19 protein-coding genes are annotated in these 18,078 nt (G+C 36.3%); 9 read left to right on the top strand and 10 right to left on the bottom strand.

The window, feature by feature from the left end; translation table 11 throughout:
• Positions 1-42: 42 nt before the first annotated feature.
• The 8 genes from HMPREF9456_RS04240 to HMPREF9456_RS04205 all read left to right on the top strand — a co-directional run bounded on the left by HMPREF9456_RS04240 (position 43) and on the right by HMPREF9456_RS04205 (position 6,934).
• Positions 43-630, top strand: a complete 588-nt coding sequence (locus HMPREF9456_RS04240; RefSeq protein ID WP_006842230.1) for a BamJ family beta-barrel-assembly machinery protein — start codon at positions 43-45, stop codon at positions 628-630.
• Positions 631-646: 16 nt separating this feature from the next.
• A complete protein-coding gene (locus HMPREF9456_RS04235; protein WP_006842229.1) occupies positions 647-1,666 on the top strand; it encodes a BamJ family beta-barrel-assembly machinery protein in 1,020 nt (339 codons plus the stop codon).
• 142 nt (positions 1,667-1,808) lie between these two features.
• Positions 1,809-2,273 (top strand): Lrp/AsnC family transcriptional regulator, encoded by a 465-nt coding sequence (locus HMPREF9456_RS04230; protein ID WP_006842228.1) that lies wholly within the window; start codon positions 1,809-1,811, stop codon positions 2,271-2,273.
• A gap of 161 nt (positions 2,274-2,434) precedes the next feature.
• Positions 2,435-3,058 (top strand): PASTA domain-containing protein, encoded by a 624-nt coding sequence (locus HMPREF9456_RS04225; RefSeq protein WP_006842227.1) that lies wholly within the window; start codon positions 2,435-2,437, stop codon positions 3,056-3,058.
• Complete coding sequence (locus HMPREF9456_RS04220) at positions 3,058-4,125, top strand: RluA family pseudouridine synthase (RefSeq protein ID WP_006842226.1); 1,068 nt, start codon at positions 3,058-3,060, stop codon at positions 4,123-4,125. Before HMPREF9456_RS04225 ends, HMPREF9456_RS04220 begins: the two co-directional genes overlap by 1 nt.
• 23 nt (positions 4,126-4,148) lie before the next feature.
• Positions 4,149-5,129: a D-alanine--D-alanine ligase gene (locus tag HMPREF9456_RS04215; RefSeq protein WP_006842225.1), complete on the top strand. Its 981-nt coding sequence runs from the start codon at positions 4,149-4,151 to the stop codon at positions 5,127-5,129.
• A gap of 4 nt (positions 5,130-5,133) precedes the next feature.
• A complete protein-coding gene (locus tag HMPREF9456_RS04210) occupies positions 5,134-6,282 on the top strand; it encodes a hypothetical protein (RefSeq protein WP_006842224.1) in 1,149 nt (382 codons plus the stop codon).
• Between the two features lie 73 nt (positions 6,283-6,355).
• The gene (locus HMPREF9456_RS04205; protein ID WP_006842223.1) at positions 6,356-6,934 is read left to right on the top strand and encodes a DUF4468 domain-containing protein; all 579 of its coding nucleotides are present in this window, start codon (positions 6,356-6,358) and stop codon (positions 6,932-6,934) included.
• A 72-nt stretch (positions 6,935-7,006) separates the two neighbouring features.
• On the opposite strand, the gene HMPREF9456_RS04200 is transcribed toward HMPREF9456_RS04205, so the two are convergent.
• The 5 genes from HMPREF9456_RS04200 to HMPREF9456_RS04180 form a co-directional block, all read right to left on the bottom strand.
• Positions 7,007-7,549, bottom strand: a complete 543-nt coding sequence (locus HMPREF9456_RS04200; RefSeq protein ID WP_006842222.1) for a hypothetical protein — start codon at positions 7,547-7,549, stop codon at positions 7,007-7,009.
• 305 nt (positions 7,550-7,854) lie between these two features.
• On the bottom strand, positions 7,855-9,447 hold the full coding sequence (locus HMPREF9456_RS04195) for a hypothetical protein (protein WP_006842221.1): 1,593 nt from the start codon (positions 9,445-9,447) through the stop codon (positions 7,855-7,857).
• A 344-nt stretch (positions 9,448-9,791) separates the two neighbouring features.
• On the bottom strand, positions 9,792-10,553 hold the full coding sequence (locus HMPREF9456_RS04190; protein WP_006842220.1) for a GNAT family N-acetyltransferase: 762 nt from the start codon (positions 10,551-10,553) through the stop codon (positions 9,792-9,794).
• Positions 10,554-11,108: 555 nt separating this feature from the next.
• Complete coding sequence (locus HMPREF9456_RS04185; protein WP_006842219.1) at positions 11,109-11,999, bottom strand: AraC family transcriptional regulator; 891 nt, start codon at positions 11,997-11,999, stop codon at positions 11,109-11,111.
• A gap of 9 nt (positions 12,000-12,008) precedes the next feature.
• The gene (locus HMPREF9456_RS04180) at positions 12,009-12,284 is read right to left on the bottom strand and encodes a zinc ribbon domain-containing protein (protein WP_006842218.1); all 276 of its coding nucleotides are present in this window, start codon (positions 12,282-12,284) and stop codon (positions 12,009-12,011) included.
• A 291-nt stretch (positions 12,285-12,575) separates the two neighbouring features.
• Between HMPREF9456_RS04180 and HMPREF9456_RS04175 the strand changes: the two genes are divergently transcribed.
• Positions 12,576-13,352, top strand: a complete 777-nt coding sequence (locus tag HMPREF9456_RS04175) for a splicing factor U2AF large subunit (protein WP_006842217.1) — start codon at positions 12,576-12,578, stop codon at positions 13,350-13,352.
• 126 nt (positions 13,353-13,478) lie between these two features.
• Here the strand turns inward: HMPREF9456_RS04175 and HMPREF9456_RS04170 are convergent, their stop codons facing one another.
• The 5 genes from HMPREF9456_RS04170 to HMPREF9456_RS04150 all read right to left on the bottom strand — a co-directional run bounded on the left by HMPREF9456_RS04170 (position 13,479) and on the right by HMPREF9456_RS04150 (position 18,043).
• The gene (locus HMPREF9456_RS04170; protein WP_006842216.1) at positions 13,479-14,573 is read right to left on the bottom strand and encodes a glycosyltransferase; all 1,095 of its coding nucleotides are present in this window, start codon (positions 14,571-14,573) and stop codon (positions 13,479-13,481) included.
• Positions 14,574-14,721: 148 nt separating this feature from the next.
• Positions 14,722-15,309 carry an acyl carrier protein phosphodiesterase gene (locus tag HMPREF9456_RS04165; RefSeq protein ID WP_006842215.1) on the bottom strand — a complete coding sequence of 196 codons (588 nt, stop codon included), beginning with the start codon at positions 15,307-15,309 and terminating at the stop codon, positions 14,722-14,724.
• Positions 15,310-15,481: 172 nt separating this feature from the next.
• Complete coding sequence (locus tag HMPREF9456_RS04160; RefSeq protein ID WP_006842214.1) at positions 15,482-16,804, bottom strand: porin family protein; 1,323 nt, start codon at positions 16,802-16,804, stop codon at positions 15,482-15,484.
• The gene (locus HMPREF9456_RS04155) at positions 16,779-17,342 is read right to left on the bottom strand and encodes an RNA polymerase sigma factor (protein WP_006842213.1); all 564 of its coding nucleotides are present in this window, start codon (positions 17,340-17,342) and stop codon (positions 16,779-16,781) included. The genes HMPREF9456_RS04160 and HMPREF9456_RS04155 overlap by 26 nt, the downstream gene beginning before the upstream one ends.
• Before the next feature lie 143 nt (positions 17,343-17,485).
• Positions 17,486-18,043: a hypothetical protein gene (locus HMPREF9456_RS04150; protein ID WP_245530985.1), complete on the bottom strand. Its 558-nt coding sequence runs from the start codon at positions 18,041-18,043 to the stop codon at positions 17,486-17,488.
• Positions 18,044-18,078: the final 35 nt, after the last annotated feature.

The following is an 18,078-nucleotide window of genomic DNA, read 5'->3' as shown; positions in this document are numbered from 1 at the left end:
ATACTTCTTTGACATACAAGACTGATATAAAACGAAAAGAATATGGATAAAATTAGTTACGCTCTAGGTTTAAGCATCGGAAATAACTTCCTTAGCTCAGGTATCAACAAAGTTGACTTTGACTCTTTCCTTAAAGGAATGAAGGATGTAATCAACGGAGGAGACACTGACATGGATTATGAAGAAGCTAAACAAGTGATTAACGACTATTTCACCAAATTACAAGACGAGAAATTGGAAATTAACCTGAAAGCAGGTGAAGAATTTCTATCTATCAACAAAAACAAAGCAGGTGTAGTAACACTTCCGAGTGGACTACAATACGAAATACTTAAAAAAGGCGATGGCCCTAAACCGGCTCTTACAGATCAGGTTAAGTGTCATTATCACGGTACGCTTATCGATGGCACAGTGTTCGATAGTTCTGTAAAACGCGGACAGCCTGCCACATTTGGTGTTAATCAGGTAATACCGGGATGGGTAGAAGCCCTTCAACTAATGCCTGTAGGTTCGAAATGGAAATTGTTTATCCCTTCTGATCTTGCCTATGGCAAAGCAGGAGCAGGGCAATCGATCGAACCGAATTCAACTTTAATTTTCGAAGTGGAAATTTTAGATATTGTCAAATAATAATTCAGTTTAAAAAATGAAAAAAATTCAAGTTGTGGCTCTTTCGGCTATCGTAGCTTTCGGAGCATTATTTACATCTTGTGGTGGAAATGTTTCTACAAACGTTCCATTAAAGACCGATCTCGATACTATTTCTTACGCTTTTGGTGCTAGCCTTTACGAGCAAGGATTGTCTATGCATCTACAACAACTAGGTATAATAGGCGATACTACAAGCATTAAAGCCGGATATCTTAGCAAAATAAGCGCAGAAACTGATGCTCAGAAAAAGACAGCATTGGAAAAAGAGATGAAAGCTAAAATGGATTCTGTAGTAAAATCAAACGCAAGAAACATCTCTGAGTTCTTAAACGGACTAAAAGAATCGTTAAATGCACCTGAATCAAAAGCTGCTTATATGGCCGGAGTATCAGTTGGTGGTCAGATATCAAAACAAATGATGCCTGGTATCATACAACAAATATATGGTCCTAATTCGAAAGAAAAACTAAACAGCGATGCATTCCTTGCAGCCATGGCCACAGCTATGAAACAAGGTAAATTTGCAGTTGCTGATCCATCTACAGTATTCAATGCAAAAATGCAAGAAGCTCAGGCTAAAGCTCAAGCAAGAGAAGAAGAAGAATTGAAGAAAGCAAATGCAGGAGTAATTGCTGAAGGAGAAAAATTCCTTGCCGAAAACAAAACAAAAGAAGGTGTTGTTGCTCTACCTAGCGGATTGCAATACAAAGTTGTAAAAGAAGGAACAGGAGCTAAACCAGCTGCAGCAGATATGGTAAAAGTGAACTACAAAGGTACACTTCTAGACGGTACTGTATTTGACAGCAACGAAGGTAAAGAGCCAATCACATTCAACGCTAACCGCGTTATCAAAGGATGGACTGAAGCTTTACAGTTGATGCCTGTAGGATCAAAATGGATTCTTTATATCCCTTACGATCTTGCTTATGGTGCACAAGGTAGCGGAGACAGAATCAAACCTTTTTCAACTCTTATTTTCGAAGTTGAATTGCTTGAGATCAATCCGAAACAATAATCTGACATTGTTAGAAAATAAGTTAAAACAACGGATTTAAATAATAATTTGGCACAAGTTCAGTAAATTATTGAGCAAAAAGCATACAGATTGTAAAAAATATCATATATTTGAGATATAATAACGATAAAACGCTCATATTATGCAAAAAATTGACAAACTTGATAAAAAAATTCTAGAGATTATATCCCAAAATGCAAGAATTCCATTTAAGGATGTAGCTCTCGAATGTGGTGTTTCACGTGCCGCAATCCATCAGCGTGTACAACGCATGATCGAGATGGATGTAATCGTAGGTTCCGGATATTTTGTTAATCCTAAAGTTCTTGGTTACAACACTTGTACATATATAGGAGTAAAACTCGAAAGAGGCTCAATGTACAAAACGGTAATTCCTGAATTGGATAAGATTCCTGAAATTGTAGAATCTCATTTTACAACCGGTCCATACACCATTCTGATCAAGTTGTATGCAAAGGATAACGAGCACTTGATGGACTTGCTGAACAACAAAATCCAAGACATTCCGGGAGTTGTAGCTACAGAAACTATGATTTCTTTGAGTCAAGGAGTAAAACGCCAGATTCCGATATCTAAATCCGAATAATCGAAACTTATTATATACTATTATAGATGAGAAGGATAATTGAAGCGAAATCAATTATCCTTTTCATTTATCTTATTATAACTTAAATAAGTAAGGTAAAACAAATGAAAGAAGTATTTTTTTAATATTTTTGTACCGTCGTTTGATAAGGATAGCCATACATGAAGAAAGAGAATATCATATTAAGGTTATTAAAGAATATTTATGTGAAGAATGTGCTGATGATGATCGGGGTCTTTGTAGGACTGGTTATAATCGTATTGTTTCTTCTCAATTTTTATACCAAGCATAATGAGTCCATCACTGTTCCTACCGTAAAAGGGCTGCAAGTACAAGATGCAGCGGGAATACTGGAGTCGTCGGATTTGAGATACGAGATCAGTGATTCCATCTTCCAAGCGGAAGGTGCTCCCGGATCTATTATCGAACAGATACCGAAAGAGCAATCGAAAGTAAAAAAAGGGCGTACCGTATTTTTAGTTATAAAAGCTAAAGGTGTACAACTGGTATCTGTGCCCGAACTGAAAGACTATTCGAGAAGGCAAGCCGAAGCTCAATTAGCTTCTTTAGGCTTTAACAAAGTAACCATACAGGAAGTACCTGCCGCTTATAAAGGGTTAGTAATATCTATTTCGTATAGAGGAAAACAACTAACACCAAATCAGAAAATACCAAAAGGCTCTCCGCTGGTAATGACCGTAGGAGCCGGAGGTGATATTAGTGAGGGAGACAGTATATCTGAACAATCTGACTCACAAGATATCGAAAAATCTTTTTTTGAATAATGATCGACGATTCATTTGATGAAATAGATGACCTTTCGGAAGACGAACTTGTAGAAGATCAGAATTCCGAGTTATTTGAACACTATCGCTTTGTAGCCGATAAAGGTCAGGGTATGATACGCGTTGATAAATATCTGGCTATGCATATAGTTGGAGTTTCGCGTAACCGCATACAACAAGCAGCTGAAGCAGACTGCATATTAGTAAATAATACTCCGGTAAAATCCAACTACAGAATCAAGCCGCTCGACGTTATATCGGTGGTTATGAATCGCCCTCCACGGGAGTTGGAAATTATACCCGAAGACATCCCTTTAGATGTAGTATATGAAGATGAAGACCTAATGGTAATAAACAAACCGCCGGGTCTTGTTGTGCATCCGGGATTTGGGAATTATCAGGGTACAATGGTAAATGCTATCGCATACCGATTGAAAGATACACCCGAATACGATTCGAAAGATCCCAGATTGGGAATTGTGCATCGGATCGACAAAGACACATCGGGGCTTATACTTGTGGCTAAAAATGCTTATGCAAAAACGCATCTGTCAGCCCAATTCTTCAATAAGACAACAAAAAGACAATATATAGCCTTAGTATGGGGCAATATCAGTGATGACGAAGGGCGCATAGAGGCCAATATTGGTCGCAGCCTGAAAAATCGTATGCTGATGACTGTATTCCCCGAAGCAGACTACGGCAAACATGCCGTTACGCACTATAAAGTATTGGAACGACTGGGCTACGTCACACTCATTCAGTGTAGGCTCGAAACGGGACGTACACATCAGATACGCGTACACATGAAGCACATCGGGTATACCTTATTTAACGATGAACGGTATGGCGGAAATGAAATATTAAAGGGAACTAATTTTGCTAAATATAAACAGTTTGTACAAAATTGCTTTAATATCTGCCCAAGACAGGCGCTTCACGCTCAGACATTAGGGTTTGTACATCCGCGAACAGGTCAAGAATTAATGTTCGAGGCTCCATTGCCCGACGACATGTCTCAGTTGGTGGAGAAGTGGCGTGGATATATAGCATATAGAGACATTTGATAAAATATAATCATTCGTATAAAATGAAACGTAATATAGCCATTGTATGGGGAGGCTATTCCTCCGAAGTTATCGTCTCAGCAAAAAGCATGGCTGGTGTTTATTCTTTCTTGGACAAGGAAAAATACAATCTGTATAAAGTAAAGATCGTAAAAGAGGGGTGGACTGTTGAAATCGACGGAGAAACACACCCTGTTGACAAAAATGACTTTACCTTCCATACACTGGAAAAAGAAAAGATTAAAATAGACTTTGCGTTTATCATCATACACGGAACGCCCGGAGAAGACGGTCACCTGCAAGCGTACTTCGATATGCTTGACATCCCCTACTCTACATGCGGCATGATGCCATCGTCGCTAACAATGAATAAGTTTGTGTGCAACAATTTTCTTCGAAACTTTGGGATAAGAGTTGCCGATTCATTATATTTGAATAAGGATTCTAAGTACGAGATAAATAATATCACCGAAAAATTGGGCTTACCCATGTTTGTAAAGCCGAATACTGGTGGTTCAAGTTTTGCAACAACTAAAGTAAAGTCCGTTGATCAACTACAAAAAGCAATTGACGTGGCATTCGGCGAAACACCGGATGTGATTATCGAAAGCTTTATCAAGGGAACAGAAGTGACATGCGGCTGTTACAAAATAAAAAATAAAGAGGTTGTTTTTCCTTTGACAGAAGTAGTTACATCGAATGATTTTTTTGACTATGATGCTAAATACGAAGGACAAGTTGAAGAAATAACACCGGCAAGGATATCACAGGAAATAACAGAAGAGATACAACGATTAACTCGTAAAATATATGATTTGGTAGGAGCGAAAGGCATTATCAGAGTTGATTTTATCATTTCAGATAATAAGCCTTACCTATTAGAAGTAAATACTGTTCCGGGCATGACTCAGACCAGCTTTATCCCTCAACAGGTAGCTGCTGCGGGCTTAAATATAACTGAAGTCTTAACAGAGATTATAGAAAACGAATTTAATGTAAATTGATACCATGAGTAGCAAATTTGACGATATAGCGCCTCTCTACGACCACGAGGTGAAGCAAGCCATTCAAGATATACTGGTTGACCCCGGTTTTCAGCACGCAGTAAAATATATTATGCCCGAAATAGATTGGGCTGAGTTTTCTGCCGAAATGTCTAAATATGCAACAAAAAAAGAATTTCAAAGCCGTATGATATACCCTGTGATAAAAGCATTGGGTATGAGAGTATCATCGAGCATGAAGCTCGACAACTGGGGGAGTATCGACCGATCGGTGGAACATCTTTTCTTATCAAACCACAGAGATATTGTGCTCGATGCCGGATTGCTAAACATTCTGCGCCACGAGAAAGGCTTTGAGACGACAGAAATTGCAATAGGCGACAATCTGCTTATCCACCCTTGGATAGACAAGCTTGTGCGCCTCAACAAGAGCTTTATTGTAAGACGTGGGCTATCTATAAAAGAAAGACTGATAGCGTCAAAACACATGTCTGAATATATACACTATGCCATTTCTGAGAAAAAAGAATCGGTATGGATTGCTCAACGTGAAGGACGAGCTAAAAACTCGGACGACCGCACCCAAGACAGTTTATTAAAAATGCTAGCTCTATATCCCGAAGACAAATCTTTTATCGAAAGTCTTAAGGAACTGAATCTTATTCCGCTATCCATATCATACGAATACGACCCTTGCGATTATCTGAAAGCGAAAGAGTTTCAACAGAAGAGAGACAATCCTGATTTCAAAAAAACTCAGCGTGACGACCTTCTAAACATGGAAATCGGCATTTTAGGCAAGAAGGGCAATGTAGTATTCCGCTTTGGCAACTGCATAAATGATGAGTTGGATAAAATTACCGAACCCGACAAACGATTGCAACCCGAAATTGCAGCCCAGATAATAGATAAGGAAATACACCGCAATTATGAAATATTTCCGTGCAACTACATAGCCTATGATCTCTTCTATAAAGAAACAAGGTTTGAGGACAAATATACATCCGATCAACTGGAAGAGTTTAAAGTCTATCTGGATAAACAAATAAAGAAAATAGACCTCGACTATATCGACTACGACTTTGTATGGGATAAAATGCTGGAAATGTATTCGAATACATTAAAGAACTATCTGACTACAATAGAGTCTTGATTGCAGGATAATTCCGATCAAGGGTTTAAGTTAAAAATATATTCATATATTTGTATAAATCAAAAAAGATAGAATGATGAAAAAGTTTTTGATTTATATCGTATGTAGTCTCATTTCTGCCACATGTTTTGCTCAAGTAACAAAGCAAGGTCAGAAATTTACGTCTATCCCTGTATTTGAGGGGAAAGTGACGTTTATAAAGGAAATTCCGGCAAAACCGAACTTATCCATAGAAGATAATTATAAGATACTAAAAGATTGGGCTGGAGTAAAATACGGAAAGGACCCTTTTATATCCAGTATACGATATGGTTATCAGAACCACGAATTTATAGCAAAATCGAGGATAGAGTTATTACTACCTGCCGACTCGAAAGGAGTACGTGAAAAAATGATCATGCGTTACCGTGTGAACGGATTCTTATTTCAAGATAAATGTGTACTGGAAATTACAGATATCTCTTATCTGTATGAGAATTCAGGAAAAGGTAATCTCCTTACGCGTATAATCAGAGCAGAAGATTTTATTACGAACGATGCAATAAAAGCAAGTGATGGCTTCCAAGAGCTAAAAGTGAATACAAGCAAAAGCACTTTGTATTTTCTGAACGAGCTTAACGAAGATTTTGAAAATATATACAAGTCTCAATAAAGATTTGTAACAATACACAAAGAGGGCTATTCTGTCGAATAGCCCTCTTTTGTAATTCACTAAATCAGTATTTTATTTTTTTGCCCAATAAGAGAATTTCCCTCTATACACAATTTCTAATTTGACATTATCACCAGCAGTAACATCAACAGAAGGAGTAAATTTTACAACTGTCTCCAATTGCTTTTTATTCACCATTAGATTAAATGCATTTTTAAAGAAATCAGTATAAGAACCTGTATATAAGATATATTCAGTTGATCCATTTGGCAATTTTATATCTCCGAAAACTTGACTTCTACCATTTATAGTTAGAGTAAAGCCAGCAAGAGTAACACCTTCTTTCAACCCTACAATTTTTATAGATGTGCGATCCGGATAAAACTCTCCTGTAGAGATAGGTGAACCATAATTGGGATTATCTTTAAGCATATCTGATAATGTAGATATTACTGCAGGATTAGTCTCTGCAACTTGTCCTGAATAACCCTTAATTTCAACTGTTTGCTTACATTCTCCTTCAAAGAATATCTGTTCTTTTTCCTCATCACTACCACAAGATGTTAAGGCAAAAACTGTAGTTATTGTAAATAAAATAAATGCTAATTTTCTCATAATTTGATTGTTGTTTTAGTTTTATTGGTTTGTTTAGGCACTGTGTATTTAGAAAATTCCTGTTAATAGTGACATAAAAATAATGCTTTTTTCCAAAATAATAAAACAAATATACTACAATTAAAATTGGCAATTTATAATCTAGCGAGTAAACAACATTGATTATTAAAATTAAAAACAGAAAGATGGATTCAGCACAAAACTGAACCCATCCTAACTATCTCTTATAATATACCAAATATTGAATTATCTCTAAAAGATTACATAAATATATTTAATCAAAGAATTAAGTTTACTTATCATATTCAACCTATTTTTATAGGTCTAATACCTAAAGAAACCATACCTGTATTTGATTTATGGTATATCAAATCATATTCTAATTCAATTTTTTTAGCTGGATATGTGGGCCAACAATCAAGACATTCATTTATAAAACTTCTGATACCCACAATATCGTTAATATCTTTAATAACATGGCATGTACCCCAATTAGTAGAAGAATGTGAAGTAGAAAATTTAACCCAAACTTTTACAGTTTTATTTAGACTAATTGGATTAAAAAAATCTACTAAAATCTCACCTAATGGATCACTATTATTTGTGAAATTAATTTTTGTCGATTGAGTTTTAACATCGGTATGGCTTCCATTGTACTTTGCTCCAACTTTCCAAATTGACCCAAATCCTCCGGAAGTTTCAACTTGCCAATTATGACTAATTGTTGTAGATGTACTTTCTACTCTTTCAGTAGCAGTTCCTGGATCATATTCCGAAACAATAATCTTAAAGGTACTTCCATATTTATACATGTCCCAATTAAAAACTTCAATAGGATTTGGCAAGTTATATGTGAGTGTTTTACCTGAATAAAATAGATCTTTAATTCTCACACTTATCATCTTAGTAACCTTAGATATTACCTCCTCTTTTGTTAAAAAAAGAAAATCAAACACTATTTCTAAGTTTCCATCACTCCAATCAGCAGCCTGCGATCTATCGTCTAAATCTGCAACATGCGTATAGGATTCAGTTGAATTGAATTGTATACTAGTTATATACTCTTTATAAGTAGTATTTAATCGCCCTAATGTAACATTATTTTTAGTACTAATACCGTAGTATATATAGTCCCTTGGAGAATCAGGAGATTCTCTTACAGCCTTCAAATATATATTATTCTCAAATTCTGTCACTTTCTCCCATCCCACAACAACTTGATTGGCTTTTAAATTAGAAAAAGTATTATGCGAGAACTCATCATCAACAAAATATGCAACAACATCTCCTGAATCATCAATCAAAGGTTTATAAGCACTGGACTTTAAACTCCTCATTTTAGGAGAAGCCAGCAATCTCTCATTTGATTTCACAACTAAAGTTAGTCTATCCGGTTTAGTATAACGTAGCATTTTGAAAGAATTTCCTTCACAATCGAATCCTAAAAGCTCCTTCTGCTTTTTATCTGTAAAATGATCTCTATAAACTAATTTAGGAATCTCTGTACTCGTATCCCATGTCTCTACATTCGTTTTATTACTTAGGTAAGGAATCGCAATCGTAAGAGTTGGGTCTAGCTTAGCAATTGAGTCTAATCTCTTTATTCCACCCATGTAGCCACTTATAGTCTCTCTGAATGACTTTCCGCTTTTCAGTTCTCGATCTTTTACCAGAGCATAAATAACATCAAAATCATTGTCAACTTCTTTTAAAGCCTCCTCCTTTAAAAAAGCTCTAATTTCTGGATTAACTAACGATTTAGCTATACCTTGTGCGAATACTAAATTATTATATCCCGTTTCATCTATTCTGTTAGCTGAAAAAGTTCCTGCATCATATTCGTCAACAGAACATGAAACTAGAAAAAGAATTAACAAAATACTAATAAGATTTTTCATATCTGTAGTTTTATAAAATTAACAAAAAAAAACTTTAGCTAATATAACAAGAATATATCAACAACATTGTTAAATGTAGTTAATTAATCTCCAATATATCCCTCTTTTTATTTCACTTGAATATTTATAAATCTCCCACAACTAACACAACAAACTACAAATAAACACATTAACACAAATTATCCAACTATGAAAGAATAAATAATTTAACATAAAGATAACTTAACGTTATCTTTATATTCGTAAGATTTAATCTTGCAGGAAACATTCTTTAACTTTATTTCTCTATAGAACATTACTCTTAATTGCCTATATAAAGTAAAGAAAGATTAATAACATCTGATTCAACCTCTTACCGTTTCAATCAACTTATTTAACTTATCCGCAGTCAATATTTCGTTAGTATAAAATTTACCATCCACAAATAGGCTGTAAGTTGTTACAGGAGAAAAATGATTCCGGGCAGTTTCTTTTGTGTCGATCCGATGACATCTTACAGGGTAGTTTGATGTTTGGATAATTGGCTCTAATAATTTTATGTAAGGAACGGTAAAAGGACACTGTTCTGTATAAAAAATATCGATTCCCTTCACGCCATCTCCCATCCCGGTCTTAGCCGATTGTTTAAAAGAGGGCATTATTGTTTTTCGATCGAAGTTTTTTACCAAAAGTTCAAAATAAGGATCACAACTATCGCATACCTCATATCCATTACGTAGCATAAAAGCTTTGTCCGACAAGAAAGGTTTCTTTTTATTCCCAACAATCAATACCACACCTTTGTAACCTTGAGAACGAGCATCCTCTTCACATTCTGCCAACAAACGTTTCCCGTAGCCTTTTCCCTTAAACGAGCCAGATACCCAAAAACAATTGATAAAAATATAGCCTTCCGCATCAACAGGAACCCATGCATTCTTTGCGGGAATATACTCTATAAAGACCTTCCCTTGCACATCGAACTTCATAAATCGTAAGCCTTCTTTAAAGCGTTCGCTCAACCACTCTTTCTTGGCTTCAATGCCTTTCGCTGTAGACTTACTACTCATTGCACAGCAAATATGTTCTGTAAATAGATTTTCTTCTGTAAGCTTGATTATATTCATATTTTTCAAAAATAAAGGTTCTAACTCCTCTTGTTGTAAAAGTAATAATTATAAAAATAGCTGGCAATCGAGCCTTCTGTCTATAATCTTATTTTCTAGTCGATTATTTGATCTGTACTATAAAAGAGGCGATAAATGTAGCCGAATTTGTAAATATGAAACAGTACTTTTTGTAAATATGAAACAGTATACTTTTCGATTCTTCATACTTTTATACGTCCAATGGATATTGGGGTGAACGCAGTCTGAATGACGTTGATTATTCGATTTTTTAATCACTAGTCGTACCGACATTCTGAGAGGAATTCCTGCTTCTTGCGGACTTCCGGTTACCAATGGATTTTAACAGTGATTTTTTTGTTTTTTTATTTATTCGACTTCCTTCCTTAACTTTCTTCGGTCATTGACCGTTGATTCTTCTACAGAAGAACTATAAATTGTAAAGTGAATCAAAACTCATCATTCTGAGAGCAAGTACCTCCCCCTTGGGGAGGTTCGGGATGAGAGTGTATTTGAATTTTGATTTGGCTAGTTTATACCTCCCTAAAATAGCAATTACAAAAATAGTGGCTGATCAAAATTTTCCAACTTAGAAATGGGAATGTATATTTCGGTCAGTATATCATCCTCCGAAACATTGTTGGGACTATTCAGATATTTCTCAAATGCATATCCCCCTCGCAATTTATAGCCACTTTGCGGTAACCACCTGAGGTAGATATTATAATACATATCCAGCAATCCGCTATATGAACCTCTAAGTGTAAAAATAGCATACATCCCCCCACTTATCTTTTGCACGCCGAAAGCTCCCTGAGGTCTCACTTCTCTATCTACGGTAAAACAAGCGTAGAATCTGCAACTTTGAGGATGTGTTATGGTTGGGTTATCGAAACTGAGTCCTATAAACTCAGTTTTATCATTCACCAGATTGTTCTCTTTTGCAAACTGTCCCAGTTTCTTCCATGCGATTGTATATGACTCCGCAGCACCGTAGCTGTCTATTATACGAATATACACAACCTGTTTGGAGGGCATTTTTCTTATTTCAGGAGCAAGCGAGATGGTCACTCTCTCAGCTTTTCTGAAAAAATTGGACGCATCCTCTTCCTGCATACGAAAAGTTGAAGGAGAAATCCCAAAATGCTTCTTGAATGCTTTAGACAAAGCATACTTTGTTCCATAGCCGGTTTTCACGGCGATTTCGCTCAACGTATGCTTTGTCATCTGCAAGTGTTCTGCAATATATTCTAAGCGAAGGCGATTGATATACTCACCTATATTTTCCCCTATTATAGCTTTAAATATACGATGAAAATGATATTCGGAGATATTAGCTATCTCAGACAACCTTTTTATGTCAGGTACTTCAAATAGATGACTATTGATATAATCAACTACATTGTTTACCGCTTTATCGTATTCGCTTTGGGTAGTTTCCTTCATTAAGAATGATTATGCTTGCACCCAACGCTTCAGCTTTGGGAAATAGATTTTCATTTGTTCTATAGCTTGTTCTTTTGTCACCTTTTGCTCCGAATCTTTATTAAATTCATCTACAAACTGAGCACAATGCACAATCATTTCGTCCATTGTAAAGTCTTGCGTAAACTTACCATCAGCAAAGCAGTAGCGACAATAATCTTCGTTCTTACTGTTGTCGGCATTATTTCCGAAATCTTCATTCACATTAAGAGGCATACCGCAACTTTGGCAAAATTTCTGATCCATAATAGTTCTTATTTTATTAATAATTAATTGGCACTACAAATAACGGAAATATGATAAAATGAAGGGTTATCCAATCTTGCTTATTTAGTTTTTTAATATACAAACGCAGATAGCTCACTTATCCACAAAATGCAAACAACAAATTAAAAATAAGACATTTACACAGCACAACAAAAGAAACCCCTCGTTAATTAACGTTAAACAAGTCTCTGCCGATTAATCTTTCTGATATTAATCGAATCAAAGATACAAAGAGATAAAAAAAGTATTCACCTTTTAATACATATAGTCATGAAAAAGTTTCTATTAGCATTCGCATTATTGATAGGTGTAGCATCATTCTACAATACATCCGACGCTCAAAATATAAATATTAGTATCAATATAGGGCGTCAACCTGCTTGGGGACCCGTGGGGTATGATTATGTAGACTATTACTACATGCCTGATATTAACTGTTATTTCAATGTCAATTCAGGGCTATTCTTCTATTTTGACAGAGGAAGATGGATTTCGGCTCGTTATTTACCGTATGCTTATCGCAATTACGACTTATACGGAATGCACAAAGTAGTTTTGGTAAATGTAGCAAACCCTTGGAGGTACAACCAGATACACTGTAGAGACTATGGTCGTTATAAAGGACACCACTCTCAAGTGATCATCCGTGATAGCCGTGATTATCGTTACAGAGACAGCCGTAAGAATAGAGTAGCATGGTATTCGGGCAACAAACACAACAACTATAGAGGAAACGAATATAAATACAACGGAAGAGATAATGACAGATATAATTATAACAAAAAAGACAATAACCGCAAAGATTATAATTACAATGGACGTGAACAAAGTCGCAACAACGACAGAAACTTAAACAGCGGAAGAAACAATAATAAAGAACAAAGATACGATAACAGACAAACCGAAAGGATTAATAATAACATCAGCAGCAGACCGTCTTCTAGCAGAGAGACCAGGAAAGAGTCGAATGTAAAACGTTCATCTTCTGAAGAAAGAGGAAACTACAGGCTGGCATCGAACAGAGAAAAAGCAACCAGAAGCAGATAAAAAGATAAATTAGGTATATAGGTTTTTATAGTGAGTAGTAAATAAAGAGAGCGAGGGTAATTCAGGGTCGAATTATCCTCGCTTTATTTCTAATACCTACAGTTAATAGATCAATTATAAATACTTTTACTTCCAAAAATCAAGATACTTTTTTGAAACAGTAAGGAAGTCATGATTTTTTTCTACAAACTCACGACTCTTTCTTGATATTTCGGGTATTTGTTTTTTATTCAATACTACCCACTCCAGCTTCTCGAAGACATCATCTTCGGTAGGGTGTACATTTATTATTGGCCTATTATCATATTCACCATATAGGTCGTAAATATAAGGCTCTCCCCCTCCTATCAGTACTTTACCTTGCGCCATAGCCAGCAACGCATTCATGGCAGGGGTATGCGAATACAGCTGATCGAGCACAACATGTGCCTCTGACATCAACTTTTGATATACATCATAGCTTACCGATTCTACCCGAGTAACAATCACCTTATCCGGATATTTGTCTTTTACTCTGGCCAATGCACATTCCATAACATCGGTTCCTTTAAACTTCTCGCGTACTTTATTGATACCAATAAAGAAGTTTACTTTTTCGGGTTCGTCTGCTATGGGCTGAAATTCTATTTCGGAGGTATTTAAGGGCAGAGGGATATATCTTACTTTATCTTTAAAAAAAGGCTCGTAAGCCACATAATACTCATACAGGCAAGCAACTATCCCATCGGATGTATTTGCCATCATTACATTAGAATCTTCGAGAGGGGTGTTTATCCATTTGTCGATAAACCGTTGGTTGAAGTCCACATTTATAGGTTTACCGTCAACAAAGAACTCGCAATAATCAAATATTTCGTTACCGAGGCATGCCTTTACCCAATATGAGTCGTCACCAAAAGCCCCTAAGAAAACTTTCTTATTATTCTTCTTCAGCTTCTTATACAAGTAATTATTTACCTTTACATTCTGGGTAGTAAAGCATGGATTTATCAGCTGAACAACATCATACCCTTTGAACTTTTTAAATTTCCCAAGAACCGACATCAGACTCGTCAAAGTATCTATTACGCCAGAACTCTTACGAGACAAGTCAATATCCCTCGGATAGTTCTTAAAACCGTCTCCGTCTGACGCAACGACCACTTCGTGCCCCATACTTCTCAGACCTTCGGCAAGAGTAAGATGCACTCGACTGTATTCTCCTATCAAAAGTATCTTCATATATTATAGTATTTGCAAAATATTAAGCGTATATCTGATTTAACTCCCTAATTTGGTTTAGTTTGTATTTTGTGTATAAAGATAATAGAATTTAGATTGATCAGTAATATGAATCCTCCTCGTACTATAATCATTCATATTCTCGGGATTATATATCTTCACCCGATATATCCTCTACGTATGCCTTTAATTGGGGGAAAAATAATTTATAGCTCTCCTGTATTTCTTTATAATGCTTTTCGAAGTCATCAAACACAGGCGCATCATCATCAAGATAGTTTGCTCTGTTTTTTAGTCTTTCGAAGCTTCGTTCTATCAGCCATCTGTGACGATAATTATAAAGCCAATCTTCTTTTTTCATATACATATACATCGAGCAAAACTTAGAAGGAAGATGCTTTACACTTTGCTCTATCTGGGCATAACATCTTTGGGCAAATGCCTCCCAGCCTTCCTCGGGCTCGCTACTATCGTCGAGAGCTAAGAAATGATCGTAAGAGACATCTAAAAAAGGACCGGCATATCTGCCAGCCGATTTCTTGAATATAGTCATCGTATCCAAGGGTATGGGATGCCTGTCGGTAAAAGTATCTATCTGCCTGTGTATATGTATACCACGTTGTATCCCTTCGGGATATTGTTCTATCTGTTTACCTTTTACCATATCGGCAATCATATTCCCCACTAATATTTCAGGATCTCCGAAAGAAAGGTAAGCATGTGCAAGGAAATTCATTATGTCTCTAGTTTTCTGGACACAAAGATATGCTTTTTTAGTTATATGAAAGTATTCCCTCTATTTAGCTTAAACAGTTCGGCATATTCCTATCCATAAAAAAGCACCAGCTATAAAAAACTGATGCTCCAACAAAATTAAAAATTTGATTTACTTTTCTATAGCGATAATTCTAAAATGAATATCTCAAACCTCCACTTACGCCAAAGACATGAGAGTTTTCTGAACGTATGCTAAACGGCTGATTATTGTCAAAGAAATAAGAATAGCGGGGTTCGAAATATATTCCCCAATCACTATAAAATTTATATGTTACACCCACAGAAGCATTTAAAGACCATTGAAGCCCGTGAATACTCTGATGGGTAGAATAATTTAAAGAATTAGACTCTTCTCGCTGTATAACGCTCTGCGAATAATTCATTCGCAAACCTTTTTCTACCATTCCTCCGGCAGATACGTATATATTCCAATTCGGGTTATTCCAGAGATACACAACAGCATTGAGAGGAATACCTAAATAATGCAATTCTTGCTTGGCGGTGTGATAAGATGTTCCACTCCTCCTAAATTTAGAAGACAAGTAAGTATATACCAACCCGGTCTCGAAACCTATCCTATCAGTCAGATCTTTACGAACAGTAACACCAAATGATAACGGAACAGAGTGACTTACATTTGTAAAGTCGTTGTAATCCAAAAACTCCTTTCCGTATGAATTATGTCCTCCATCAGAAAGTGCACCGCTCTCACTCGAAGGAAGGGAATTCATCATAGAATAATAACCATTCTTATCCGGTCCCCCTCCTCCAAATGAAGCGCTTCCTCCCGAAGAGAAAGAAGCGGCTAATAACCATTTGTCTTGTCTCTTCGATTTTTCAATAAGGATTCTAGTTGGTTCATTACTTTTCTTTACATCTTTATAAACACGAGAAGGAACAGAATCTTTCTTTACTTCAGGTAAATCGGATTCGCTATCAGGCTCCGCAACTCCGAGAGAATTGCCAATTTGAGCAAGCTGCACAGTATCTATCATTAACAGAGAATTTTCAACAGATTTCGTTGTGCCGGACGAACTGTCATCTATCGATACTGCTTCACTTACTTGTTGCGAAATCAACCGGACGCTTCCTGAAGATTTCTTAGTTATTCTTATTTTATTTTCTTCTTTTACGACATTATCCTTGCCATTTACGGCATTATTATCTTTTTCTACAAAGGTTGTTATTTTAGCAGGTGTTGCGCCAGTGCCTATTTGAGTAATAAAGTCTTGTTCTTTTAATGGTAACATCAACAAGACTAACAAAATGACGGCAACAGCAGCCCCGGCAATAGTCCACCACATTGTACGCCTGTTACTCACAGGTTTGATGCGCTGCTCTATTGCATTCCAGCTATCTTCATCGACAGGCATACGGTGATCTTCGAGCCGCTGCTTTATCAATTTACTGAAATCGTCAAGTTGGTCTTTATATTTTTTTTCGTTCTGCTGCATTTTCATGCATAATTAAAGATTCCACATTTTTTTGTAAAATTTTCCTGGCTCTTATAAATTGAGACCGGGATGTACTTTCGTTTATACCAAGCATATCTGCTATCTCGCTATGCGAATATCCCTCGATCACAAACAGGTTGAAAACAGTGCGATACCCATTAGGCAATTTAGCCACACAAGCCAATATCTCATTCACAGAGAGTTGTTCCAATGCCGAAACATCACCGCTTTCCATTGCTTCGTCATACTCATTTATATCTGAAGTCACCCGAAGTATATCATTGCGGCGCAAATGCTCAAGAGCAGTTGTTACAAAAACCCGACGCATCCAACCATTAAAAGAACCCGTTCCGGAGTAGGTATGTATTTTAGTAAATACCTTTACAAACCCATCCTGCATCAAATCTTTGGCTGTCTCCCTATCATTAACATACCGCATGCAAACAGACATCATGGCAGGAGCATGTAACTCATAAAGTTCTTTACGAGCCCATGACTCACCACGTTTACATCCGGTGATTAATTGCAGTTCGTCCATTAGCTTTTCTCTCTATTAGTATGATGCAGGTTAAATTAAAAAAGTTGCATCGACTATAAAAATAAACTTTTTTATTTATCTATTTAACAAAAAAGCCTCACCATATAAAGAGTGAGGCTTTTACAAACGCATATATTATTAATTTATTTTTCTGCACTCATATCAGGATTATCTGTCACACCATAGCAAGTTTTGCCATCTACCGACAGTACAAAATTTTTCACTACATCTGTTTTTTCTTTAGCCTCATTGGTTACTGTATACTTGCATTCCACGACAACAGCCAAAACCTGATCGGTCTTTTGTCCTTCATACAACCGAGTAGGCTCGGGTTTTACAGCTTTTAGTGAGTCAATTGTTTGCTGTGTCTTTGTCAATTGCACAGTATATGCATCAGTTACAACTTTCGACGATGTACCTATTCTCACCAGATCTTGCTGATAGCTTGCCAATTCTTTTTCAGCTTGTTCAATCCTGGCCTTCAATTCCTTTTCAGCCTTCATATTAAGGAAGTTGATGCTGTCACCTACCGTTACTTTCTTTAACTCCTTCACTTCATTCACGTTGACCTCTATTTTCGAAATTTGTCCTTCTGTAGACTGAATGTAGCTTGATATAGCTCCGTCGTATTTACCTGAACACGACATCATGAAGAGGCTTGCGACCAAAGCCAAGAACAGGAAATAATATTTTCTCATCATAGTTTTATTTATTGTTTCATTTTTGAGTCTTAGTT

It is taken from the genome of Dysgonomonas mossii DSM 22836, assembly GCF_000213575.1.
GTDB lineage: Bacteria > Bacteroidota > Bacteroidia > Bacteroidales > Dysgonomonadaceae > Dysgonomonas > Dysgonomonas mossii.
The sequence above is the reverse complement of the archived record's forward strand: the minus strand, read 5'-3'. Positions and strand labels throughout refer to the sequence as shown.